This window comes from Actinophytocola sediminis (assembly GCF_054779715.1).
Genome location: NZ_BAAGXS010000024.1, coordinates 90,130 through 113,408, shown reverse-complemented (window position 1 = coordinate 113,408; position 23,279 = coordinate 90,130). Strand labels below are relative to the sequence as shown.

26 protein-coding genes are annotated in these 23,279 nt (G+C 70.9%); 7 read left to right on the top strand and 19 right to left on the bottom strand.

Features of this window, described 5'->3' with window-relative positions; translation table 11 throughout:
• Positions 1-28 precede the first annotated feature (28 nt).
• Positions 29-847, bottom strand: coding sequence for a MerR family transcriptional regulator (locus ACYVIP_RS16830; RefSeq protein ID WP_460397196.1), 819 nt, complete (start codon positions 845-847; stop codon positions 29-31).
• 81 nt (positions 848-928) lie between these two features.
• Here ACYVIP_RS16830 and ACYVIP_RS16825 point away from each other — a divergent pair, with 81 nt between their 5' ends.
• Positions 929-1,900 carry a hypothetical protein gene (locus tag ACYVIP_RS16825; protein WP_460397194.1) on the top strand — a complete coding sequence of 324 codons (972 nt, stop codon included), beginning with the start codon at positions 929-931 and terminating at the stop codon, positions 1,898-1,900.
• The gene (locus ACYVIP_RS16820; protein WP_460397192.1) at positions 1,897-2,340 is read left to right on the top strand and encodes an ABA4-like family protein; all 444 of its coding nucleotides are present in this window, start codon (positions 1,897-1,899) and stop codon (positions 2,338-2,340) included. The genes ACYVIP_RS16825 and ACYVIP_RS16820 overlap by 4 nt, the downstream gene beginning before the upstream one ends.
• 52 nt (positions 2,341-2,392) lie before the next feature.
• On the opposite strand, the gene ACYVIP_RS16815 is transcribed toward ACYVIP_RS16820, so the two are convergent.
• The 3 genes from ACYVIP_RS16815 to ACYVIP_RS16805 all read right to left on the bottom strand — a co-directional run bounded on the left by ACYVIP_RS16815 (position 2,393) and on the right by ACYVIP_RS16805 (position 4,507).
• Positions 2,393-3,265 carry an SAM-dependent methyltransferase gene (locus tag ACYVIP_RS16815; protein WP_460397190.1) on the bottom strand — a complete coding sequence of 291 codons (873 nt, stop codon included), beginning with the start codon at positions 3,263-3,265 and terminating at the stop codon, positions 2,393-2,395.
• Between the two features lie 12 nt (positions 3,266-3,277).
• Positions 3,278-4,138: a helix-turn-helix domain-containing protein gene (locus ACYVIP_RS16810; protein WP_460397188.1), complete on the bottom strand. Its 861-nt coding sequence runs from the start codon at positions 4,136-4,138 to the stop codon at positions 3,278-3,280.
• Positions 4,139-4,276: 138 nt separating this feature from the next.
• Positions 4,277-4,507: a DUF397 domain-containing protein gene (locus tag ACYVIP_RS16805; protein WP_460397186.1), complete on the bottom strand. Its 231-nt coding sequence runs from the start codon at positions 4,505-4,507 to the stop codon at positions 4,277-4,279.
• An 88-nt stretch (positions 4,508-4,595) separates the two neighbouring features.
• Between ACYVIP_RS16805 and ACYVIP_RS16800 the strand changes: the two genes are divergently transcribed.
• The gene (locus ACYVIP_RS16800) at positions 4,596-4,931 is read left to right on the top strand and encodes a hypothetical protein (RefSeq protein WP_460397184.1); all 336 of its coding nucleotides are present in this window, start codon (positions 4,596-4,598) and stop codon (positions 4,929-4,931) included.
• A gap of 13 nt (positions 4,932-4,944) precedes the next feature.
• Here ACYVIP_RS16800 and ACYVIP_RS16795 read toward each other — a convergent pair whose 3' ends face one another.
• The gene (locus tag ACYVIP_RS16795) at positions 4,945-6,099 is read right to left on the bottom strand and encodes an esterase-like activity of phytase family protein (protein WP_460397182.1); all 1,155 of its coding nucleotides are present in this window, start codon (positions 6,097-6,099) and stop codon (positions 4,945-4,947) included.
• Positions 6,100-6,253: 154 nt separating this feature from the next.
• On the opposite strand from ACYVIP_RS16795, the gene ACYVIP_RS16790 reads away from it, so the two are divergent.
• Positions 6,254-6,793 (top strand): DM13 domain-containing protein, encoded by a 540-nt coding sequence (locus tag ACYVIP_RS16790; protein WP_460397180.1) that lies wholly within the window; start codon positions 6,254-6,256, stop codon positions 6,791-6,793.
• Between the two features lie 2 nt (positions 6,794-6,795).
• On the opposite strand, the gene ACYVIP_RS16785 is transcribed toward ACYVIP_RS16790, so the two are convergent.
• The 3 genes from ACYVIP_RS16785 to ACYVIP_RS16775 all read right to left on the bottom strand — a co-directional run bounded on the left by ACYVIP_RS16785 (position 6,796) and on the right by ACYVIP_RS16775 (position 9,688).
• The gene (locus ACYVIP_RS16785; RefSeq protein WP_460397178.1) at positions 6,796-7,560 is read right to left on the bottom strand and encodes a hypothetical protein; all 765 of its coding nucleotides are present in this window, start codon (positions 7,558-7,560) and stop codon (positions 6,796-6,798) included.
• Positions 7,561-7,704: 144 nt separating this feature from the next.
• Positions 7,705-7,998, bottom strand: a complete 294-nt coding sequence (locus ACYVIP_RS16780; RefSeq protein ID WP_460397255.1) for a restriction system modified-DNA reader domain-containing protein — start codon at positions 7,996-7,998, stop codon at positions 7,705-7,707.
• Positions 7,985-9,688, bottom strand: a complete 1,704-nt coding sequence (locus tag ACYVIP_RS16775; RefSeq protein WP_460397176.1) for a flavin-containing monooxygenase — start codon at positions 9,686-9,688, stop codon at positions 7,985-7,987. The genes ACYVIP_RS16780 and ACYVIP_RS16775 overlap by 14 nt, the downstream gene beginning before the upstream one ends.
• Positions 9,689-9,799: 111 nt before the next feature.
• On the opposite strand from ACYVIP_RS16775, the gene ACYVIP_RS16770 reads away from it, so the two are divergent.
• The gene (locus ACYVIP_RS16770) at positions 9,800-10,549 is read left to right on the top strand and encodes an SDR family oxidoreductase (RefSeq protein WP_460397174.1); all 750 of its coding nucleotides are present in this window, start codon (positions 9,800-9,802) and stop codon (positions 10,547-10,549) included.
• A gap of 6 nt (positions 10,550-10,555) precedes the next feature.
• On the opposite strand, the gene ACYVIP_RS16765 is transcribed toward ACYVIP_RS16770, so the two are convergent.
• From ACYVIP_RS16765 to ACYVIP_RS16715, 11 genes are read right to left on the bottom strand one after another with little or no spacing between them, the layout of a single operon-like run.
• Complete coding sequence (locus tag ACYVIP_RS16765; RefSeq protein ID WP_460397172.1) at positions 10,556-11,440, bottom strand: LLM class F420-dependent oxidoreductase; 885 nt, start codon at positions 11,438-11,440, stop codon at positions 10,556-10,558.
• Positions 11,437-13,005 (bottom strand): class I adenylate-forming enzyme family protein, encoded by a 1,569-nt coding sequence (locus ACYVIP_RS16760; protein WP_460397170.1) that lies wholly within the window; start codon positions 13,003-13,005, stop codon positions 11,437-11,439. Before ACYVIP_RS16760 ends, ACYVIP_RS16765 begins: the two co-directional genes overlap by 4 nt.
• Positions 13,002-13,970 (bottom strand): amidohydrolase family protein, encoded by a 969-nt coding sequence (locus ACYVIP_RS16755; protein ID WP_460397168.1) that lies wholly within the window; start codon positions 13,968-13,970, stop codon positions 13,002-13,004. Before ACYVIP_RS16755 ends, ACYVIP_RS16760 begins: the two co-directional genes overlap by 4 nt.
• 3 nt (positions 13,971-13,973) lie before the next feature.
• Complete coding sequence (locus ACYVIP_RS16750) at positions 13,974-15,149, bottom strand: thiolase family protein (RefSeq protein ID WP_460397166.1); 1,176 nt, start codon at positions 15,147-15,149, stop codon at positions 13,974-13,976.
• Between the two features lie 13 nt (positions 15,150-15,162).
• On the bottom strand, positions 15,163-15,966 hold the full coding sequence (locus tag ACYVIP_RS16745; RefSeq protein ID WP_460397164.1) for an SDR family NAD(P)-dependent oxidoreductase: 804 nt from the start codon (positions 15,964-15,966) through the stop codon (positions 15,163-15,165).
• Positions 15,966-17,135, bottom strand: a complete 1,170-nt coding sequence (locus ACYVIP_RS16740; protein WP_460397162.1) for an acyl-CoA dehydrogenase family protein — start codon at positions 17,133-17,135, stop codon at positions 15,966-15,968. The genes ACYVIP_RS16745 and ACYVIP_RS16740 overlap by 1 nt, the downstream gene beginning before the upstream one ends.
• Positions 17,128-18,036: an SDR family NAD(P)-dependent oxidoreductase gene (locus tag ACYVIP_RS16735; RefSeq protein ID WP_460397160.1), complete on the bottom strand. Its 909-nt coding sequence runs from the start codon at positions 18,034-18,036 to the stop codon at positions 17,128-17,130. The genes ACYVIP_RS16740 and ACYVIP_RS16735 overlap by 8 nt, the downstream gene beginning before the upstream one ends.
• 22 nt (positions 18,037-18,058) lie before the next feature.
• Complete coding sequence (locus ACYVIP_RS16730; protein ID WP_460397159.1) at positions 18,059-18,763, bottom strand: ABC transporter ATP-binding protein; 705 nt, start codon at positions 18,761-18,763, stop codon at positions 18,059-18,061.
• On the bottom strand, positions 18,708-19,529 hold the full coding sequence (locus ACYVIP_RS16725; RefSeq protein WP_460397157.1) for an ABC transporter ATP-binding protein: 822 nt from the start codon (positions 19,527-19,529) through the stop codon (positions 18,708-18,710). The genes ACYVIP_RS16730 and ACYVIP_RS16725 overlap by 56 nt, the downstream gene beginning before the upstream one ends.
• Positions 19,526-20,434 carry a branched-chain amino acid ABC transporter permease gene (locus ACYVIP_RS16720; protein ID WP_460397155.1) on the bottom strand — a complete coding sequence of 303 codons (909 nt, stop codon included), beginning with the start codon at positions 20,432-20,434 and terminating at the stop codon, positions 19,526-19,528. Before ACYVIP_RS16720 ends, ACYVIP_RS16725 begins: the two co-directional genes overlap by 4 nt.
• A gap of 16 nt (positions 20,435-20,450) precedes the next feature.
• Positions 20,451-21,338, bottom strand: coding sequence for a branched-chain amino acid ABC transporter permease (locus ACYVIP_RS16715; RefSeq protein ID WP_460397153.1), 888 nt, complete (start codon positions 21,336-21,338; stop codon positions 20,451-20,453).
• A gap of 175 nt (positions 21,339-21,513) precedes the next feature.
• On the opposite strand from ACYVIP_RS16715, the gene ACYVIP_RS16710 reads away from it, so the two are divergent.
• Both ACYVIP_RS16710 and ACYVIP_RS16705 read left to right on the top strand, forming a co-directional pair.
• Positions 21,514-22,794: an acetyl-CoA hydrolase/transferase family protein gene (locus ACYVIP_RS16710; protein ID WP_460397151.1), complete on the top strand. Its 1,281-nt coding sequence runs from the start codon at positions 21,514-21,516 to the stop codon at positions 22,792-22,794.
• Positions 22,791-23,276, top strand: a complete 486-nt coding sequence (locus ACYVIP_RS16705; RefSeq protein WP_460397149.1) for a MaoC family dehydratase — start codon at positions 22,791-22,793, stop codon at positions 23,274-23,276. The genes ACYVIP_RS16710 and ACYVIP_RS16705 overlap by 4 nt, the downstream gene beginning before the upstream one ends.
• The last annotated feature ends 3 nt before the right edge of the window (positions 23,277-23,279 follow it).

Below are 23,279 nucleotides of genomic sequence, written 5' to 3'. Positions count from 1 at the left end.
AAACTTCTGCGCGGCCTGACGGGCGCGCTCACGGTTGCGCGGATCCTTCGCCACGCTCTGCGCCTTGTCCGTCAGCTGCTGCCCTTTGGGGCTGCGCATGAAGCTCTTGATTCGGTTGAACAGACCTGCCATCACGCTCTCCTCTGCTCGCTTCGACATCAGAGGCATACCCAGCGCAATGGTCCTCAACCTCGTCACCCGGTCCCGATGACTCCGCCGGTGACTCGCTCAGGCGGCGGGACACGTGCGCGTGCGCCAGGCGTCGCAACGCCGCGAGCGCCGCCTCGCCGAGCACGGTGCCGACGACGACCGACTCCAGCGCCTCGTCCACGCTCGCCGACCGGGTGGCCCAGTCCACGTCGGCCTCGGCGACGACTTCGCACGCGGCCGCATAGGTGTCGAAGATCGCCGTGAACTCGTCGTGACCGAGCCGGTCCAGCGTGACCACCAGTCCGGCCAGGGTGTCGACGGCGGGGTGGTCGTGGCCCACCCGCCAACCACGCCGATCGAGCAGACCCTCGATCCGTGCCCTGGCAGCTGCCCAGGCCGGGTCGTCGGCCGCCGGCTCGACCAAGGGGTCGAGGCTGTTGGAGACCGCGCCGAGCACCTTGTGCAGGGACACGTCCGGCTCGTCCACGGCGGCGAGCACGGCGCGCACGGCTGACACGGACATGCCGCCGACCTCGACCAGCGCACGGACTAGGCGCAGCCGACCGACGTGCGCCTCGGTGTAGCTGACCTGGTTGGGGCCGGTGCGTTCGCCGACCGGAAGCAGCCCCTCGCGCACGTAGTACTTGATCGTCGGCACCGCGACCGCGGCGCGGCGGCTCAACTCGGCGATCCGCACGTCCACCTCCCCTGGTGGGAACTCTTCCCCATTGCTGATAGTTTAGCTACCGATAGTTCCACTATCAGCAAGGGAACCTCGATGACCACACTTCTGCGTCGGGCCGTGGACTGGCACCGACCACTCATGTACTTCGCCGGGCTCATGGCCGTGACCGGCGCCGTCGCGATCGTCGGCCTGGTCGTCGACGACCGGGTGCTCACCGGCGCGCCGGTCTGGCTCAAACCGCTGAAGTTCGCCATCTCCCTCGGCCTGTACGCCCTCACCTGGGCATGGCTGATGTCGCTGCAGCGACGACCGCGCCGGTGGATGTGGTGGACCGGCACCGCCGCCGCCGTCTTCCTCGTCGTGGAGATGGTCGCCATCGTCGGCCAGGCCGCCCGCGGCGAGCTGAGCCACTTCAACAACACGTCCGCATTCGAGAACCTCGTCTTCCAGATCATGGGGGTGTCGGTCGGCGCGGTCTGGGTGCTCAACCTCGCCCAGGGCGTGGTACTGCTGCGGGAACGGCTCGCCGAGCGCCCGGTCGCCCTGGCCATCCGACTCGGGTTGCTGATCTCGCTCGCCGGGATGGCGGTGGCGTTCTTCATGGCCGATCCCACCCCCGAGCAACGGGCCGCGCTCGCGCGCGGGAGCGAGCCCGACGCGCTGGGGGGGCACGCCGTCGGCGTGGTGGACGGCGGCCCCGGCCTGCCGCTCACCGGGTGGAGCACCGAAGCCGGCGACCTGCGGGTACCGCACTTCATCGGCATCCACGCCCTGCAGTTCCTCCCGCTGCTGGCGATGGGGCTGGCCGTCGCCGCCCGCCGGTGGCCCGCACTGCGCGCCACGTCGACGCGCGCCCGGCTCGTCGTGGCCGGAGCGATCGGTTACGGCGGACTGTTCCTGATCACCACCTGGCAGGCGTTCCGCGGCCAGTCGGTGGTCGCGCCGGACGCCTGGACGCTGGGCGCACTCGGCCTGCTCGCGGCCGTGACCGTCGTCGGCGCCCTCCGCGCACTGTCCACACGGGACCTCCGGGATTCCGGTCAGCTCGCGGAGGTCGCGGCGTGATCAGCACCTTGTTCGCGTCCGCGTTCTGGGTGGCGACGCCGTTCTGGGCACTGATGGTCCTCGCACCGACCTGGCGGTGGACCGGGCGCATCGTGTCCTCGCCCTGGATCGTGGCGCCCACCCTCGTGGTGTGGGTGATCGCCGCGTTCCCCCTGCTCGGTCCACTGTGGAGCCTGGTGACGCAGCCAACGCTGGCGGCGACCGACGCGCTGCTGACCGATCCGCGTGCGATCACGGTGTTCTGGGCGCAGATCATCGCCTGGGACCTGTTCGTCGGCAGGTGGATGTACCTGGACAGCCGCCGGCGCGGGGTTCACCCGCTGATCATGGCCCCGGTCCTGGTCTTCACCATCCTGCTCTCACCGATCGGGCTGCCCGCGTACCTGGTACTCCGCTCGGTCGTGCCGACAGCGGACAGGCAGTCAGTGGACACGCAATGAGTGGACAGACAATGACCAGACAGGCAAAGACCAGACAGACAATGACCGGACATCAGCGAGCGGCGGGTTTGCGGCCGACGCCGGCCCAGACCACCGCTTCGTTCGGCTTGTCGAACTCGATCACCGGGGAGTTCGGGCCGGTTTCCTCAGGGTGCCAGGACTGGGACCAGCTCATGCCTGGTTCCACCAGCTCGAAGTCACCGAAGTACTGGCGGATCTCGTCGCGGGGGCGCCAGAGCACGCGGGTGCTCGAGTTGTCGTACATCCTCTTGAGCTCGGCCAGTTGTTCGGCGATGTCGTCGGGCACGCCGTCGTCGGTGCCGTGCGAGATGGTCAGGTAGGAGCCGGGAGGGAGTAACTCCCGGTACCGCGCCATCGCCTGTGTGGTGATGTCGACCCCGTCGGCGTCCAACTGCAGGACGTGCAGCACGGCGATGCACATCAGCGCGATCGGCTGCTCCATGTCCAGCACGCCGGTCTCGATGACCCGCTGCCACAGCCGGTCCGGGTTGCGCAGGTCGGCGTTGATCACCGCGTGCCGGTCGGGGTCGCCGTTCTCCTCCAGCAACACCTGGGAGTGCGCGACCGCGACCGGTTCGTTGTCGATGTAGACCACCCTCGAGTCCGAGGACACCTCGTCGGCCACCTGATGGGTGTTGCCCATGGTCGGCACCCCGGACCCGATGTCCACGAACTGCCGCACGCCCAGCCGGACGAGGTGTCGCACCGCCCGGTGCAGGAACAGCCGGTTGGCGATCGCGATCGGGCGCAGCAGGGGGAACATGGACGTGGCGCGTTCACCGAACTCGCGGTCGATCGCCCAGTTCGCGGTCCCGCCCAGGTACCAGTCGTACACGCGGGCCACACTGGGGTGTTCGAGGTCGACCCCTTGGGGCGGGAACGGATCCTGCTCAGCATCGGTCACGTCGTGGTCCTTTCACACACGTATCTGCGTCCGGAAATCCTGGGCCATTTTCTCCAGGAACTCCGCGGTCTCGGTACGTTCCAGCGCCGAGCCCCGCAGCCGGTCCCAGGCATCGACGAACAACTCGAAGTCGCCCTCGTCGTCGATGTAGACACCGCCCGCCGCGTGCTCGACGAAGACGAAATCCTTCGTGGCGTCGGAGAACCGCATGATAGTGAAGTCGTTCGGCACGAAGGACAGCCTCGTGTCGAACGGCAGCACATGGATGAACGTCCGCGGGTAGCGCTGACCCAGGTCGAGTAGATTCTGCACCTGGTCGAGCGCGACCGACGGACTCGGGCCGCCCGGCATCCGGCGCAACGCGGCCTCGCCGAGGATGAACCGGTAGTACGGCGGCCGCCGGAGGTCGAAGACCTGCTTGCGTTCCAGCCGGTTGCGCACCAGCGCCGTCACGTCGGTCGCCCTGGCCTCGCCGAACTGCTTGAGCATGTAGTGCTCGGACTGCAGCGGCCCCGGAATGCGCTCGCCGTGCCAGCTCAGGATCTCCGAGGCCGCTGGTTCGAGATCGGTGAACGTGCGGAACCAGTGCGGCACCGCCGACCGGTACCCCGACCACTGGCCACGCTGACCGCTGCTGTTGCGCGCCAGCTCCGTCATCATGTCGGCCTCGGTCTTGCTGGCCCCGAAGGCATCCAGCATCTGCTTGAGGTCCGACTGCTTGACCGAGACCGCTCCCGTCTCGATCTTGTTGATCTTCCCCTGTCCGCAGCCGAGCAACGCGGCGACGTCGTGCTGGGTCATCCCGGCAGCGAGCCGGGCGCGACGGATCTCGTTGCCGAGCTGTCTGCGCCGCGACGTCACCGTGCTGGACACCGGGGTCTCCGCTTCTTCACTACGGGGAGTTGACGAGTGGATCACTGTAGCCCACCAGTACTACCGCGGTAGCTCCGACAGGCGAGGTGACCACGTGCGTCTCCACGCGGAATAATCGCTAAACCCTACCGCGACCAGCTATTCGCGGACCAGTTGCCCCGCCTTCGCCGCGTCGAGGAACCGGCCCCAGCCGACCTCGGTGAACGCGAGCGCCGGGCCACCTGCCGATTTGCTGTCCCGGAGACCGACCGCGCCGCGCGTGCCGAGGTTGACCTCGACGCAGTTGCCTCCGTTGGGACCGCAGAACTTCGCCGACGACCATCCGTCAGCAGGGAAGACATCGATCGTGGTCGGATCGTAGCCGTTCATCACACTCCCCTAAGATCGGCACCGTCCTTGACAGCAGATTAATCGTGCATCAGGATTAATCTGGAATCAAGCCGGGGAGGTGGCGCGAGTGGTGGACGTCGCGTGGCACAGGCCAGTCGGTGTCGGGACCCCACGTTCTCATGGGCCGATCGCGGAACTCGCGGCAGCGATGATAAGAACGGCCCAGACTACCACTCCGTCACCCGAGTGTGATTATTCCGAACAGGCGTTACTCCTCGGCCGGCTCAAGAGCGGCGCGGCGCTCGAGTCCCGCCGGGTCATTCACCTGTTTCCGCTGGTACCCGGGGTCGAGCACAACCCGGTCGTGGCGGCGCGCTGTGGCGCCAAACTGCCCGCCGACGACATGCAGTGGCTACCGCGCTTCGCCGGCATGCCCTGCGAGCCGTGCATCATGATCCCGTAGGTAGCTCGCGGGATCAGCCGATGGCCAGGGCGACGAACCGGTTGTTCTCGCCGGTCCAGAAGTTGTCGTCGCTGACGACGAGCAGACTGCGTTCGCCGGTGGGTAGCCGCGGTCCCCACGCCATGCCCTCGAAGTTGTCGATGATGGGCAGGGGCAGGTCATTGAAGTCGACGAGCAGCCGCTTGCGGGTCGGGGTGACGTCGGCGTCGGCGAGCGAGTCGATGTGCTGGACGTCGGTGGCGCCGATCGTCGTCATCTCGAACAACTTCACGTTGTAGCCGAATCCGGTGGAGTAGCCCCGTTCGAGCACCAGGTAGCGGGTGGGGTCGACCGGGTGGGCGAGGATCTCGGGGATGCCGGAGTCGGCGAAGGACCCAGGCGGGTTCGGCGCGGCGAACAGCGGTTCCTGCGGATAGGCGAACTGGGCGACCACCCCACCCGTGCGGGTGTGCACGGTGACCCGCGACAGCGCCCCCTCTGTCGGCGTCGGCAACGGGCCGTCCTGGATCAGCGGTGACTCGACCGCGCTGGTCAACAGCGTACCGCCGAGGCCGAAGGTGATCGCCTCCAGCGACAGGTTGCGCCGAGGGCCGTGCTCAGCGGTGGTGATCTCGTAGTTTCCTGGCAGCGGCAACTGGCCCGCGAACGCACCGTCGCGACCGGCCTGCCGAATCGACGGCTGGATGAGCTGGTCGGTCGGGGTGGGCGTGCTGTGTGGCCGGCTCCCTTCCTGACTCCACCAGTACCTCCCGGTCCACGGGTCGATCCGGATGTCCTCCGGGTCGACGGTCGTGCCGTCGCCGGCCGACGACGGCGGGTAGACCTCGCCGTCCGGGCGCAGGAACGGGTGCGTGGCGGTGAACCGCACGTCGTGCACGCCCTCGGCGTCGAGGTCGATCTCGGCGGTGTAGAACCGGGCGGCCTGCCGGTCGGACCGGTCGTCGCTGATCAGCACCCATTCACCGGTGCGCAGATCCCGGTCGATCCCGGAGAAGCCGCCGAGCGTGGTGCCCTCGAAGTCCTGGTACTGCGCGACCACATGGTCACCGAGAAACCGCACGTCGGCCGCGAGCGCGGGCGCCGCCGCCGCGGCGGCCGGTGTGAGCAGGGTGGACAGCAGACACGCGACGGCGAGCGAGGCGGCCCGCCTCGACGATCGAATTCCCATGAGCACAACCTGGCGCACCCGGGTCGGGCCCGCCATCGGCATTCGGGGCACGATCGCACCCGAGAAGGTGACCGAGGGCCAACGCAGAGTGGCGAGCTGAGCGTTAAGAATTCGGTAACTAGGTCGGCGTCCTGGTCTCGGCCAGGATCAGTGCATGCGACAACTGATGAGGAAACCGGTGGCGTGGGTCGTGGTGGCGGTCGTGGTGGTGGGCCTCGGCGTCGGCCTCGCCCTGTTCGAGCCGTGGCGCGCGTTCACCAGCAGCCACCTCGACGAGCCGGCCCCGGTCGCGGCCCCGGTCGCGGCGCAGACCGACACCTCGTCGCCGACGACCACGCCGCCGCCGCCCCAGCCGGCCGTCCTCGCCGAGGGCGCGTTCACCAGCCAGGAGCACGAGACCGCCGGCACCGCACGCGTCCTCGAACTCCCCGACGGCACACGGGTACTCCGCCTGGAGGACTTCGCCACCTCCGACGGCCCCGACGTCCACGTGTGGCTGTCCGACGCGACCGCGGGCGGCGAACTCGGCAAGTACGACGACGGCCGGTTCGTGGCGCTCGGCGAGATCAAGGCCACCGAAGGCAGCCACAACTACGACATCCCCGCCGACGCCGACCTCGACGGCCTGCGCAGTGTGGTCATCTGGTGCGACCGCTTCAACGTCGCGTTCGGTTCGGCCCCGCTGGCGCTGTGACCCTACTTCTCGAACAGGCGCGCCGACGGACCGTCGAAGCGCGGCCGCCAGCCGTGGTTGCGCAGGACCGTGAACACCGGCACCTTCGCGTCCGCCGGCTTGATCATGACCGCGCCCTCCCACGAGGTGCGCGGTCCGGCCGGGCCGGACACGGTGACCTGGCCGTCGGCGCCCTCGACGAAGGTCGCCGACGTGCCGCCGGAGGTCTTGCCCTTCTTCCAGGACCAGGCGCCGTGGACCGCCGCCCCCTGAGGTCCGGCCGCGGCACGCACGGACGCCTGTCCGGAGTGCTCGACGAACTTGTACCGCCCCTTGGCCGGGTCGAGGTCGACCTCCATGCGCCACGCGTAGGCCTGGGACCCGCGCACGAACAGGGTCTGCCAACGCAGTTCCTCGTCCTTCCAGCGCACGTCCACGCGCACGCCTTCCGCACCCGGCGACGCGTCGATCCGGTAGGGCAGCCCGTCGCTGTTCATGCCGACCAGCGCGGCGACCACGGCGTCCACCGGCGCCGGCGCGCCGGCGGCGAGGGCCGGGCCGTCGGGCACCTGGGCGCGCTCCCGGTCCGCGAGCGCGCGTTGCCCGCGCAACACCGTCATGAGCCCGCGGCCAAGCACCGCGAGGAAGATGACGACGATCAGCACGATGCCGACCACCGTCTGGTCACTGACGAACGCGACAACGGCCCCGGCGGCCAGCACGATCCCGAGAACGAACACGACGCGGCGGCTGATCACCGCCATCCGCTGGTCCTGCGAGGGTCCCATGCCATGTTCCTTCGCTCGTACCGTCCACAGTGTCCCCTGACCGGTCCCCTGACCGACCACTGTGCGCGGACATCCTACGTCCCGACGTCCTGGTGCTCTCAGCTGGTGATCCGGTGACTCGACGGTGCGCGGAACCATCCGGGGTCAGTGGCTGGCGCGGTAGGCCTTACGAAGGTCGGTGAGCCGCCTGCCGTCCGGCACGGACCAGAAGTACCAGCCGTTGGTCGCACCTTTGCGGACGTGATGCCCCGCCGCGGACGGCGAGTTGAAGACCCGGCCGTCGAGGCGCAGATCGCCGTTCTCGAGGACGGTGGCTTCGCGGTCGGCCCAGTTGCCGGGACGGCTCGTGAGCACCGTGCCCGGCGCGAGCAGACCGACGGCGATGAGTTGTCTGAGCGAGACCGTGACGGCGGATCGGCCATCGTCAGGTTCCGGGATCCATCCTGTCCGGAATGAGGCCGGGCCGTCCAGGAGAAACCCGCGCTGTGCGGAGTTCGAAGCTCGGGTAGCCGTCGTCGATCTCCTGCTGGAGGCGTTTCCGGTAGCGGGGGGCGCCGCCGAGGTAGACCATCACGCGTGGTTTGTCGTCGCGGTCGAGGTTCATGTTGTGTCCGTTGAACCAGGACTTCGAGTGGGCGAGCAGGAGTCGGCTGTTGATCTCGCGGACGTGGTCGACCCAGGCGATCTCCGCCTCGCGCCTGCCCTCGATCCGGACGATGTCGGCTGCCTCGATGTGGCGGGCGGTCTCGGTCATCCAGTTGACGACGTCCTCGATACCGCGCGGGAAGTTGGCCGACGCGGAGCCGGACTGCGGGCCCACCAGCATGAAGAGGTTGGGGAAGTTCGTGACCTGGACACCGACGCAGGTCTCTGGGCCGTCCTGCCACTGCTCCTTGAGCCGCACGCCGCCCACACCCAGGAAGTCGATCCGGTCGAACGGTCCGGTGACGGCGTCGAAGCCGGTCGCGTAGACGATGATGTCGACGTCGAGGTCGCGCACCTTGTCGTCGCCGAGGTCGAGGCGGATGCCGTTCTCGGTGATCTCCCGGACGGGGTTGGCCATCAGGTCGACGAGTTCGACGTTGTCCTGGTTGAAGACCTCGTAGAAGCCGGACTCGCCGGCGACCCGCTTGTTGCCGAAGCCGTGGTCCTTGGGGATGAGCAGCTCGGCGACCTCCTGGTCGTCGACCCGCTGCCGGATCCGGTCGGCGACGAACTCGGACAGCTCGCGGTTGGGACCGGCCTCCATCATCGTGTCGCGGTAGTTGCCCATGTAGAGCGCGGCGCCGTGACCGTTGTCGTAGAGGTCGTTCCAGTGCCGCAGCCGCTCCTCGCGGGTGACGTCGGTCGAGCGCGTGCGGTCGGGGCGGTGCACGAAGCCCGCCGGCGTCTCCTTGCACCAGGCGAAGATCTCGTCGTAGGACGCGCGGAGCCGCGCCATCTCCTCGGGCGTGATCGGCTGGTTTCCCAGCGGCGCGCACCAGTTGGCGTCGCGCTGGAGCACCGTGAGCCGCTCGACCTTGTCCGCGACGTCCGTGATGACCTGCACGCCGCTGGCTCCGGTGCCGATCACGGCCACCCGCTTGCCGGTGACGTCGAGTCCCTCCGGCCAGTCGAAGGTGTGGGTCTCCACCCCGCCGAAGGTGCCGAGGCCGGCCATCCTCGGGTAGGTGGGCACGGACAGCAGTCCCATCGCACACAGCACGAAGCGGGTGCGGACCTGCTCGCCGTCGGCCATCGTCACCAGCCAGTGCGGACCGTCCTCGATCCACTCGGCCCGCTCGACCCTGGTGTTGAGGCTGATGTGGGGACGCAGGTCGAACCGGTCCGCGACGTGCTCGAGGTAGGACAGCGTCTCCGGCTGGGGAGCGAAGCGTTCCTTCCAGTCCCACTCGTCGAGCAGCTCCTGGGAGAAGGAGTACTGGTAGGTGTAGGACTCCGAGTCGAACCGGCACCCCGGGTAGCGGTTGTTGTACCAGGTCCCGCCAAGGCCCGCGTTCGCGTCGACGACCCGCACCGACACCCCGAGCTCGAGAAGCTGGTGGAGCTGGTAGAGCCCGCAGACGCCGGCGCCGATGATCAGGTAGTCGAGACCTGGCATCGGCTGCCGGTCAGCCTGGATGGTCATGGGCGGATCCCCTCATTGAATCAAGCGCTTGCTGCACATTACCCGTACGACACCTCTCCGTCGGCTAATGTATCAAGCACTTGCTTGATTTTGTACGGAAGGACGGAATCGATGGACCTACAGCTGGCCGGACGCGTCGCCGTGGTGACCGGAGCGAGCGCCGGAATCGGTCGCGCCACCGCACTCGCCCTCGCGGCCGAGGGCGCCGAGGTGGTGCTGGTCGCCCGCCGCCGGGCACTCCTCGACCAGGTCGCCGACGAGGTGGCGGCGGTCGCCGCCCGGCCGCTGGTGGTCGAGGCCGACCTCACCGACCCGCTGGTCGCCGCACGGATCGCCGGCGCCGTCGCGGCCGAGCACGGCCGCGTCGACGTCCTGGCCAACGTCGCCGGTGCCGCCGAGCAGCCGGGCGAGATCCTCACCGAGGAGCTCTGGCACCGGCAGTTCGAGCTCAACTTCCACGCCAAGCGGCGTCTCACCGACGCCCTGCTGCCGATGCTGCGCACCAGCGGACAGGGGCGGGTGGTGAACTTCGTCGGCCTGCTGGAGCCGACCGTGGTGTCCCCCGCCCAGGCCGCCGTCGCGGCCTGCGTGCTGTGGTCCAAGGCCCTCGCGCGGACCGTCGCGCGGGACGGCGTCACCGTCAACTGCGTCGCGCCAGGACGGGTCGACAGCGAGCAGGCCCGGCGGACGTACCCGACCGAGGAGTCGCGCGCCGCCCTGATCCGCGACCGCATCCCGGCGGGCAGGTTCGGCAGGCCGGCGGAGGCCGCCGCGCTCGTCGCCTTCCTCGCGTCCGGGCCGGCGTCGTATGTGACCGGGGAGACGGTCAGCGTCGACGGTGGCATGCACTGGTCGATCTGAGCCCCCTCAGAGGCCGACGATCTCGGCGTAGCGCCGCATGTCCCGCTCGTAGTTCTCGTCGGCGATCCTCGGGGAGACCACGACCTCGTCGATGCCGACGCGAAACGCCTCCTCGATGTAGGCGCGGTCGTCCGCCCAGTCCTGCTCCGTCGTGCCCTTGCTGCGCCGGCCCACCTTGAGGGACAGCTCGGACATGTCGCGGCCGGCGGCATCCATCAGGACGGTGAGCTTGTCCACGAAGACCCTGATGTCCTCGTGGGTGCGGCTGTAACCGGCCCAGCCGTCGCCGTAGGCCACGATCCGCTCGAGGGACGCCCTGCTGTTGCCGCCGACGATGACCGGCAGCCGCTTCTGGGCCGGCTTGGGAAAGCAGTAGAGCGGCTCGAACTCGACGAACTCACCGGCGAACGCGGTCTCCTCCTCCTCGTCCCACAGGGCACGCATCGCCGCGAGGTACTCGTTCATGCGCTCGCCGCGGCGCTCGAACGGCACGTCCAGCGCGGCGTACTCCTCCGCCGACCAGCCGACCCCGACGCCGAGCTGGAACCGGCCGCCGCTGAGCCGGTCGACGCTGGCCACCTGGCGCGCGGTGACGACCGGGTTGCGTTGCGGCACCACGAGAACGTACGTGCCGATCCGCAGCGTCGTGGTCGCCGCGGCGATCGCGCCGGCGAGCACGAGCGGGTCGTAGACCCCGAGCGTCCGGTGCACCTCCTGGGCACCGCCGGACTCGTAGGGGTACTGCGAGCGGTAGGTCGGGAAGAAGACGACGTGCTCTGGCAGCCACACCGAGTTGTAGCCGAGCTCCTCGATCAGCTGCGCGGCGTCCATCGACCACCGCCCGTCGCGCGGCCCGGACGCGGGGAACAGCTCGCTGATGCCCAGTTTCACCGCTGGCCTCCTGTCGAGCCGGCCGCGTCGGCCAACCGCTCCTTGAGTACGTGCTTCATGACCTTCATCGCCGCGTTGCGGGGCAGTTCGTCGACGAAGAAGAGATGGACCGGCTTCTTGAACCCGGCCAGCTGCGACCGGGCGAAGTCCCGGACCTCGTCGGCGGTCACGGTCGAGCCGGGACGCACGACGACGGCCGCGGCGACCGCCTCGCCCCAGCGCTCGTCCGGCAGGCCGAAGACCGCCGCCTCGGCGACCTCGGCCATCAGCACCAGGACGCGTTCCACCTCGGCCGGATACACGTTGGCGCCACCGGTGATGATCAGCTCCTGCGCCCGTCCGGTGAGGTAGTAGTAGCCGGCCTGGTCGCGGTAGCCGAGGTCCCCGGTGTGGTAGGCGCCGGCACGCAGCGCGGCCGCCGTCTTCTCCGGCTGGTTGTGGTAGCCGGAGAACATCGTGTCCGCCTCGATGACCAGCTCACCGATCTCGCCGGCCGGCAGCGGGTTCCCGTCGGCGTCGACGACCCGCATCGCGGACGTCGGCAGCGGGCGGCCGACGGACTCGAAGATGTTGTCCGCGTCGCCGAGGCCACGCCAGTCCGCGCGGTTGGAGATCGTGATCGGCCCGACCACCTCGGTCATGCCGTAGGTCTCCACCAGACGGTCCTCGATCAGGGCGACCAGGTCGGCGGCCAGCTCGGGCGGCAGCGGACCGCCGGAGTGCAGCACCGACTGCAGGGTGTCGAGGGCGGCCGGGTGCAGCCGCAGCGCCTCCATCAGGCCCGGGATGAGCGGGGTCAGGCCGAGGGTGAACGTCGCCTTGTGCTCGACCAGGTGGCGGCCCCACTCGTCGGGGGTGGCGCCGGGGATGAAGGCGACCGTGCCGCCGGTGTAGAAGTGCGGGAAGATCACCCCCCACAGCCCGGACACGAACGACCAGCCGCCGGGGAAGGCCGCGTGCCCCTGGAGCGGCAGGCGGTAGGCGAAGGGCACCAGCTTGACGCAGTTGACGACCGCGCGGTGGCTGACCAGGACGCCCTTGGGGAAGCCGGTCGTGCCGCTGGTGTAGCCAACCAGGGCGATGTCCTCCGGGTCGACCTGGCCGGGTGCTGGCTCGTTGGACGCACCGGCGAGCACCTCGGCGTAGGCCTCGGCCCCGGCCGGCGGGTCGCCGCCGATCGCGAACCAGGCCGTGAGGTCGGTGGTCGTCGCCATCGCGGTGGCGACCCCGGCCGGCCCGTCGGTGTGCACGAGCGCCACCGCGCCAGAGTCGGACACGACGTGGTCGACCTCCGGCGCGGTCAGCCGGTCGTTGACGTGCACGGCGGTGTAGCCGCCGAGGGCGAGGCCGACGTAGACCTCCAGCGACTCGACCCGGTTGGCACCGAGCATCGCGGCGACGAAGGAGCCCGGCGCGACCCCACGGTCGCGCAGCGCGTGCGCGAGCCGCCAGCCGTTGTCGATCACCTCGCCGAAGGTGCGGCGCTGCGTCCCGACCGTGACCGCCACGTTGTCGTGGAACCGCTCGCCCGCGTTGGCGAAGAGCGCGCCGAGAGAATCGCTCATGTGAACTCCTTGAGGTCGAACAGGCGGATGGCGTTGCCCGCGAGGAAAAGCCCGAGTTCGTCGTCGGTGAGGACCGCGGGGTCGCCGGCGTGCGGCGCGGCGAGGTCACGCACCATGCCGACGAAGCGCGCCAGGTCGTTCCCGTCGGCGTCCTCCCTGGGGCCACGGCAGATGTCGGACCCGAAGACCAGCCGATGGGCCCCGATCTGGGCACGCATCGCCCGGACCCGGCGCCGGAACTCCGGGTAGTCGGCGGCGGCCAGGCGCTGCCACAACGACAGCTCGAGGTAGGCGTGCTGCCAGCCCGTCGCGCAGTCGAGCGCCTCGCTCCACCACGCCTCGATGCCCGCGTGGGCGAAGGACACCCGCAGGGTCGGGTACGACGCCAGCAGGGCGCCGACCTCGGCCGGCCGGCAGCGCACCACCTGCAGCGGGTCGCCGCCGAGCGGGCTGCAGTGGATGACCGCCGGCAGCTCGCGGTCCACCAGCGCCGCGAACAGCCAGGCGTGCGCGGGATCGCGCAGGTCCCAGCCGGCGGCCGGGTAGAGCTTGAACCCGCGGCAGTGCGGGTGCGCGGCCGCCTGTTCGAACAGGACCCGGGCGTCGGGATGCCGTGGGTCCAGTCCCGCCGCGAAGTACAGCCGCCCCTCGTTGCGCGCGCAGAGCTGTTCGTACCGGGCGTTGAGCGCGCCGATCGGGAGGTGCTCACCGGTCGGGGCGCCCACGATGGTCCAGTCGACGACCGGGATCAGGCCCGCCGCGACGCCGACGCGGTCGAACGCCGCCACCGTCAGGCCCGCGTCCGGGTCGCTCTGGCCGACGGCGACATGGGCGAGGATCTCGTCGGGGTGCCGCTCCGGCAGCCGCCGCCCCGCGCCCTGCCTTGCCCACGCACGCCGCAGGCCCTCCGGGAGCCAGGTGGCGTCCCAGACGTGCAGGTGGGCGTCGATGACGAGGTCGGACACGGCTCAGCCGTTCCCGAGCACGTGCACGCTCGACGCGGCGGTCAGCCAGTCGACGACCCCGCCGCCGATCTGGACCACCGCCCGGCGCGGGTCCGCCAGCTGCAGCTCGCCCGCCTCACCGCGCAGCTGGCGGACGACGTCGTGGACCTGGGCCAGGCCACTGGCGCCGAGGGCGTGGCCGCGGCCGACCAGGCCGCCGGAGCGGTTGACCGGCAGCGCGCCGCCCGCCGCCGTCACGCCGTCCATCGCCCAGCGCTGCTCGTCGCCCGGCTCGCAGAGCCCGATGTCGGTCCACGCCATCAGCTCGTAGGCGACCGAGGCGTCGTGCACCTCGGCCAGGTCCATGTCCCGGGGCCCGAGACCGGCCTGCTCGTAGGCCGCCAGCGCCGACGCCGCGACCGCGTTGGGCGCGTCCGGCTGGTCGGCGGGCGGGCGGGTGGCCATCCGGGAGGCGAGGATGTCCACCGACCTGGCCGGTGCGACCGGCCTGCTGGTCACCACGACCGCGGCCGCGCCGTCGCTGATCGGCGAGCTCATCAGCACGGTCAGCGGCTCGACCACGACGCGGGCGTCCAGCACGTCCTGCGGCGAGCCGCCGAAGCGCCGGTGGGCGAACGGGTTGAGCCGGGCGCTCTCCAGCGACCGCGAGGCGACCCTGGCCAGCCCGGCCATCGTCACGCCCCGCTCGTCGAAGAGGGTGGCGGCCAGCCGCGCCTGGCGGTCGACGAACGGGCTGCGTTCCTGGCCGGCGCCGTCGCCGGTCGCGAAGCCCTGCTCGACGTCCATGCCCGCGGCGTACGCGCTGAAGGTGCGCTGCCGGTCCTCGTGGTTCGCCTTCTCCACACCCAGGGCGAGCACCGTGTCGTACAGCCCGGAGGCGACCGCCAGCCACGCGAGGTGCAGGGCGTTGCCGCCGGACGCGCAGGCGTTCTCGACGTTGTGGATCGGGATGCCGGCCAGGCCGAGCGGATAGCCGACGACCTCTCCCCGGATGCACTCCTGGCCGGTGATCAGCCCGGCCAGGGCGTTCGCGAAGAACATCGCCTGGACGTCCTTGACCTCGATGCCGGCGTCGGTGAGCGCGGCGTCGACCGCGACCCGGCCGAGGTCCTTCATCGACTTGTCCAGGAACTTCCCGAACGGGCTCATCCCGACGCCGCTGACAACAACACTGGTCATCTGCTGCTCCTGTTCACGAAACGACCGGGGGGACGGGCCAGGCCGCGCTCACGCCGCCGTCCACGAGCAGGCTCTGGCCGGTGACGTAGCCGGCGTCGTCGCTCACCAGGAAGGCCACCGCGCCGGCGGCCTCCTCCGGGCGGCCCTCCCGCCCCATCGGCACGACCGCCGCGCGGGCCGCGCCCGGCGCGTCGCCGAACTCGCGGCGCACCAGCGCCGAGTCGATGTTGCCCAGCACCACCGCGTTGGCCCGGATGCCGCGATCGGCGTACCGGACCGCGACGTGGCGCATCACGGCCAGTTGCGCCGCTTTCGTTGCCTCATAGGACAACGAGCGCCGGCTGCTGTAGACGCCAGCGGTGGAGCCGACGAACGCGAACGCCCCCGACCCCCGCGCGAGCATGGGGCCGAGCGCGGCCTGCGCGGTCAGCCAGTGCGAGCGGACGTTGACGTCGGCGGCCAACTCCCAGTCCTCGAGGCTCTGGACCTTCAGCGGCTCCCGCCCCGACAGCCCGACGTTGCACACCACGACGTCGAGCCGGCCGCCGCCGTGGTCCACAGCGGACTCCACCGCGGCCAGGCAGGAGGCCGGATCGGCGGCGTCGACCTGGACCGCGAGCCCCGGGCAGGCGAGGTGGGCGACCGTCGCCTCGGCACGGGCGAGCACCTTGTCCCCCACGACGACCGTCGCGCCCTCGGCCGCGAGGCGCAGCGCGATCGCCCGCCCGTTGCCCATCGGCAGGGTCTCCCCCGGCCGGGCCGGACCGTCGCTCCCGCCGCCGAGGACGTAGGCCACCCGGCCTTCAAGGCGGCGCATCAGTAGCTCCTCGGCAGGCCGAGCACCTGCTGGGCGATGAAGTTGAGCGACATCTCCTGGCTGATCGGCGCCAGGCGCATGATCCTGGCCTCCCGCCAGTAGCGCTCGACGTGGTACTCCTGCGCGTAGCCGAGCCCGCCGTGGGTCTGCACCGCACGGTCGGCGGCGTCGTAGCCCGCTTCGGCCGCGAGGTACTTCGCCATGTTGGCCTCGGCGCCGCAGGACAGGCCGGCGTCGTACCGGGCGGCGGCGATCATGGTCAGCTCCCAGGCGGCCTCGAGTCGCGCGTAGGAGTCGGCCAGGGGGTGGGACAGCGCCTGGTTGCTGCCGATCGGCCGGTCGAACACGCGGCGGACCTTGGCGTAGTCCGTGGCCCGGCGCAGCGCGGCCTGGCCGATCCCCGTCGCCTCCGCGGCGATCAGGATCCGTTCGGGGTTGAGGCCCGACAGGATGTGCTTGAAGCCCTTGCCCTCTTCGCCGACCAGCCGCCAGCCCTCGACCGGGAGCTCGTCGTAGAAGGTCTCGCAGGTGGCGACCGCGTTGCGGCCGGCCTTGGGGATGGGCCGGATGTCGACGTGGTCGCGGTCCAGGTCGATCAGGAAGAGGCTGAGCCCGTCGAAGCGGCCGGCCTCGGTGTCGGGCGCGGGCGCGGTGCGGGCGAGCAGCAGCGCCACCGAGGACTCCAGCGCCTTGCTCGTCCAGATCTTCTGGCCGCTGATCCGCCAGCCGTCACCGTCGCGGACGGCACGCGTGGTGATCCGGGAGGTGTCGGTGCCCGCGTCCGGCTCGGTCACGGCGAACGCGACGTGCAGGTCGCCGGCCGCGGCGGGCGGCAGGAAGGTCTCCTTGAGGCGGTCGTTGCCGTACTTGATGACCGGCTGGAGCCCGAACACGTTCATGTGCAGGGCCGTGCACCCGTTCATGGCCGCCCCGGACGCGGCGATCTCCCGGAGCAGGATCGCCGCCTCCGTGACGCCGCGGCCACCGCCGCCGTACTGCTCGGGGATGGCCAGGCCCACCCAGCCGCCCTCGGCGAGCGCGTGGAAGAACTCCCAGGGGAACCGGTGGTCGCGGTCGCACGCCGACCAGTAGTCGTCGTCGAACTCGGCCACGCGCTCGCGGATCGCCGTGGCGATCAGCTCGTGCTCGGGATCGCGCAGCTCACGCATCGGCGACCGCCGACAGCAGCCCCATGAGGACCGTCATCTCCTGCTGGAAGGTCGTCATGACCTCGGCCAGGTCCGGGTCGTTCACCGTGTCCCAGTTGTCCCGCAGGGCTTCCGCGGTGACCTCACGGGAGAAGAAGCCGGGCGTCTGGGCCACCACGACCCTGGCCACCCGGCCGCCGCCAACGTTGTAGACCTCGCCGGTGGTCGCGCACTCCTCGGCGGCCAGCCACAGGACGGCGGGCGCCACCAGGCTCGGGTCGAGCCGGTCGGCCAGGTCACCGAGGAGGTTCTCGGTCATCCGGGTGCGGGCGCCGGGCTCGATCGCGTTGACCTGGATGCCGTTGCGGGCCCCTTCGATCGCGAGGGTCTTGGTGACCCCCCAGATGCCGGCCTTGGCCGCGGCGTAGTTGGTCTGGCCGAAGTTGCCGAACAGGCCGGCGGCCGACGTGGTGTTGACGATCCGGCCGTAGCCCTGCGCGACCATGACCGGCCAGGCCGCTTTGCTCATCCAGATGGTGCCGCCGAGGTGGACGTCGAGCACCGGCCCGACCTCCTCGGGGGTCAGCTTGGCCAGTGAGCGGTCGCGCAGGATGCCGGCGTTGTTCACCAGGATGTCGAGCCGGCCGTAGGTCTCGGTCGCCGTGGCGACGATCCGGGAGGCGCTCTCCAGGGTGCTGACGTCGTTGGTGTCGGCGATCGCGGTCCCGCCCGCGGCCCGGATCTGCTCGACGACCTGCTCGGCGGGGGACGCCCCGCCGCCCGCGCCGTCGAGCGCGCCGCCGAGGTCGTTCACGACCACCGCGGCGCCGCGCGCGCCGAGCAGCAGCGCGTGCTCGCGGCCGAGCCCGCGCCCGGCGCCGGTGACGACGGCGACCCGGCCGTCCAGCCTGATCTCACTCATGGTCTGTGGAGCTCCTTCTGGTTCAGCCGAACAGGGCGGACATGACTTCCGCGCTGCCGCGCACGGCCTCGGCGGATCCGTCGGTGACGATCCGGCCGCGCTGCAGCACGTAGACGCGCTCGCTCACGGCCAGGGCGAGCTCGGCGTTCTGCTCGACGAGCAGGATCGTCGCGCCGCTGCCGTGCAGGGTCTCGATGGTCTGGAACAGGACGTCGACGATCGAGGGCGCGAGGCCCATCGACGGCTCGTCGAGCAGCAGCACCTTCGGGCGGGTCATCAGCGCCCGACCGAAGGCGAGCATCTGCTGCTCCCCGCCGCTCATCGACGCCGCGAGCTGGCCGCGCCGGTCGGCCAGCCGGGGGAACAGGTCGAAGACCTCGCTCAGCCGCTCGCGCTGCTGGGCCTTGGTGGTGCGGCCGCTGTAGGCGGACAGCTCGAGGTTCTCCAGCACGGTCAGCGGCGGCGCCACCCGGCGGCCCTCGGCCACCAGCGCCACCCCGGAGCGGACCACCTTGTGACAGGCCCACCCGGTGATGTCGCGGCCGTCGACGGTCACCGAGCCCGCCGACGGCTTGTGCAGGCCGGCGATCGTGTTCAGCGTCGTCGTCTTGCCCGCGCCGTTGGAGCCGATGAGGGCGACCAGGGTGCCCTTGGCGACCTCGAGGTCGACCTCACGCACCGCCTGGACCGCGCCGTGCGCGGCGGAGAGTCGCGATACGCGCAGCATCGGATCGCTTGCCAAAGTAGGCCTCCTTGACCTCGTCCTGCTCCAGGCACCACGTCGGCGCGCCCTCGGCCAGCACCGCGCCGGAGTTCATCACCGAGACGGTGTGGCAGAAGTCCTCGACCAGGCGCATGTTGTGCTCGATGAGGATCAGCGTCAGACCGGACTCGCGCAGCTCGACCAGCAGGCGACCGACCTGCTGGGACTCGGCGTCGTTCATGCCTGCGGTCGGCTCGTCCAGCAGCAGGACCCTGGGGTCGGTCGCCAGCGCCCTGGCGATCTCGACCCGGCGCTGGTCGCCGTAGGACAGCGTCTCGGCCAGCGCCGAGTGCGGCGCCCGGCAGCCGACCTTGGCGAGCAGCCCGGCCGCGCGCTCCCGGATCTCCCGGCGTTCCCGGCGCTCGGCCCCGCTCAGCAGCAGCGCGCCGGCGATCGTGGACTTCCGCTGCGCGTAGGCGCCGGCTACGACGGTCTCCAGGACCGTCAGGCCGGGGAACAGGCGGATGTTCTGGTAGGTCCGCGCGACGCCGCGGCGCGCGATCTGGAACGGCCGCATCCGGGTGATGTCCTGCCCGAAGACGTCGAGCTTGCCGGAGTCGGCCTGGATGAAGCCGCTCACCATGTTCAGCACCGTCGTCTTGCCGGCGCCGTTGGGGCCGAGGATGCCGTGGATCCGGCCGGGGGGCACCTGGATGGTGACGTCGTCGACCGCGGTGAGGCCGCCGAACGCCTTCGTGAGGCCGACGATGTCGACCGCCAGCCCGGTCACGGGGCCACCTCCGCGCCGACGGGCTGCCGCTGGTCCGGTTCCCCTGGTTCCCGGCCCTTGGGCCGCCACCAGCGCGAGCGCACCAGCCGCAGGCGCCGCACGTCGACCAGGCCGCGCGGCATGTAGATGATGATCACGACGAGGAGCACCCCGGTGACGACCCGGTCGTACTCCCCCATCGGCTCGCGCAGCAGCTCGGGCAGGATCGTGAAGACGATCGCGCCGACGATCGGCCCGAGCCAGTGGAACGCGCCGCCGAGCACGACCGCCGCCAGGGTGACGAAGCCGAGGTGGGTGTAGAAGGTGTCCGGCCCGATGTAGCGCAGGAAGCTCGACTGCAGGATGCCGGCGACCCCGGCGAGCACCCCGGAGATGACCATGCCGACGAACTGGATCCGGCGCGGCGAGATCGCCAGGGTCTCGGCGACGGCGGGGTCCTCGCGGACCGCGTCGGCCGCGAGGCCGAAGCGCGAGCCCGCGAGCCGGGCCAGCACATAGGCGGCGACCACCAGGGTCCCGATCAGCCACGCCCACGTGCCGAGCTCGCCCGGGACGAGGGTGCCGGTCGCGCCGCCGGTCTGCGCCGGCAGGTTGAGGATCAGCACCCGCCCGATCAGCACCATGGCGATGGTGGCCATGGCCAGGTAGTGGCTGTCGAGCCGGATCAGCAGCCCGGCGGTCACCGCGCCGAGGACCGCACCCAGGGCGGCCCCGAGCAGCAGCCCGAGGAACGGCGACATGCCCAGCGTGCCGGCGACGTAGCCGAAGGTGAAGGCGCTGACCGCGCCGAAGAAGACCGGCGCGAGACTCAGCACCCCCGTCCACAGCGAGGCGTAGACCGCCAGCGCGAACAGCGCGTTGACCCCGGCGAACTGCAGGGTGGTCAGCCAGGCTGTCGTACTCATGAGCGGCTCTCCTTCCTCAGGCGCGGACGAGCTGTCGTTCGCCGAAGATGCCCTGCGGCCGGAAGACCAGGACCACCAACAGCACGCCGAAGGTGATCGCGTCCCGGAAGCCGGACGAGATGTACTGCGCGCTCATCACCTCGAGCACGCCGATGGCGACGCCGAGCAGGGCCGCCCCTCGGATGTCGCCGTAGCCGCCGACGACGACCGCGGCGAAGCCCTTGAGCAGCAGGGCCTCGCCGATGCCGAACGAGACGTTGTTGTCGGCCAGTGCGGCCAGCACGCCGGCCAGCCCGGCGATCGCGGCGGCGAGGAAGGCGACCGTGATCAGCACGCGGCGGGCGTTGACGCCGACGATGGTCGCCGAGCGGGGGTCCACCGACACCGCCCGCACGGCCGCGCCGAACCGGCTGCGGGTGAGCAGCAGGTGCACCGCCGTCACGATCACCACCAGCGCCAGGACGCTGATCAGCTGCGCGGGCAACAGCAGCAGCCCGGCGAACCGGATCGGCTCGGTGGGCACCGACTCGGTCGGGTAGCTCGTGGCCGTCGGGCCGCTGAAGGCCTCGGCGAAGGTGAGCAGCACGATCCAGATGCCGATGCTGGCGATGATGGGCGCGAAGGTGCCCGCGGCGCGCTTGCGCAGCGGCTCGAAGGCGACCACGTCGGCGGCCACGCCCAACGCGCCGGCGAAGACCACCCCGAGCACCAGGGCGCCCCAGAAGTTCAGCCCCTGCTCGGCCACCAGCCAGTAGGACGACAGCGCGCCCCAGGTCGCGAACGTGCCGTGGGCGACGTTCAGGATGCCCATCTTGGCCAGGATCAGCGAGAACCCCACCGCGAACAGCGCGTAGACCGCCCCGAGTGCGATGCCGTTGAGCAGCTGTTGCATCAGCAGTTGCACGGAACGGTCCTTCCTTGGACGAGCGACACCGGGTCCAGCCACTTCGCTAAATCAAGCGCTCGCTTGAAGTGCAGTAAGTCACGTCACAACGGGCCTTGTCAATGACATAAATCAAGCACTTGCTTAAATTCAGTTCGCGGACTACGTTCACGAAAGCCGGACGAGGAGGTGCCCCTTGCGGCTGCCCACCCACCGCACCCCGAGCGCGGCCGTACGCGGCATCCCTCCCGGCGCCGCGATCGTGGCCGGCCCCGGGTGCGGAACGCCCGAGACGCTGCTCAACCACCTCGCGGGCGCCGCCGACCTGCTCGGCAAGCCGACGCTCTACTCCGGACTGCAGCTCGGGAGCTACCCGTTCCTCGACGCCGCCGCCGAAGGGCTGCTCCGGTACCGCACCTGGCACCCCTACGGCCCGGCGCGGGCGGCGCTGGCCCCCGGCCGGGTGGACTACGTCCCGGCGCGCGCGTCCGCCGTCCCCGGCCTGCTCGACCAGTGGGAGACCTCGGTCGCCCTCGTCCGGGTCTCCCCGCCCGACCGCAACGGCTGGTGCAGCCTCGGGCCGTCGGCCAGCTACGTGTGCCACGCGGTCGCCAGGGCGGGCCTGGTCATCGCCGAGGTCGACCCGCACACCCCGCGCACGACCGGCGACTCGATGCTGCACGTCTCGCGGATCGACGTGCTGGTGGACGCCGACACCCCGCCCTGCGAGTTCCCCGCCGCCGTCCGCGACGAGGTGAGCGACCGGGTGGCCGCCCACGTGCTCGACCTGCTGCCCCCCGAGCCGACCCTGCAGCTGGGCATCGGCGCGGTCCCCGAGGCGATCACCGCCTTCCTCGCCGAGCGCGGCGCCGGACCCGTGCGGATCGTCGGCATGGCCAACGACGCGATGGTCGACCTCTTCGCCCGTGGGCTGCTGCGCTGGACCGACGTCGGCGACTCCCCCGCGATCACCGCCGCCGAGCTGATGGGCACGCGCACGCTGATGGAGTTCGCCGACGGGAACCCGGCGATCGTGCTGCGGGACAGCCGGGTCGCGCACGCTCCCCGCGTACTGGCGCGAATCCCGCGCCTGGTGGCGGTGAACTCGGCGATCGAGGTCGATCTCGCGGGTCAGGTCGGCTCCGAGCTGGTCGGCAGCCGTCAGGTGTCCGGGATCGGCGGCGGCGCCGACTTCGTCGAGGCCGGTTTCGGCTCGGACGGTGGCCTGTCGGTCATCGCACTGCCCTCGACCACCCCGGACGGCCGGCACAGCCGGATCGTCGCGCGACTGGGCGCCGGCATCGTCTCGCTGGCCCGCCACACCCCCGACGCCGTGGTCACCGAGTACGGCGTCGCCTGGCTGCGCGGCGCCACCGAGGCCGAGCGCGCCGAGGCCATCGCGGCCGTCGCGCACCCCGACCACCGGGACGGCCTGCGCACCCGAACCGAACCCGACCGAGGGAGCCAGACACCATGACCGTGCACACCCGCCGCGGCCGCTACTACGAGGAGATGATCCCGGGCGACGTGTTCAAGCACGAGCCGGGACGCACCATCACCGAGGCCGACAACGTCCTGTTCTGCGGCATGACCATCAACACCCAGAGCCTGCACCTGGACGCGGTGCGCTCGGCGGAGTCGGAGTTCGGCCAGCGGCTGGTCAACAGCCTGCTCACCCTGGGCATCGTGTGCAGCGTCGGCGTGCCCGACCTCACCCAGAAGACGACCATCGCCAACCTCGGCTTCGACCGGATCGCCTTCCCGGCGCCGGTCTTCATCAACGACACGCTCTACTGCGAGACCGAGATCAGGGACCGCCGCCCGTCGGCCTCCCGGCCCGGCCAGGGCATCGTCACCCTCGAGCACCGCGGCCTCAACCAGGACGGCGTGCTGGTGTGCACGGCCGTCCGCGCCGCCCTCGTGCTGTTCCTCCCCGATGGCGAGACCGCGCTGCCCTGAGCG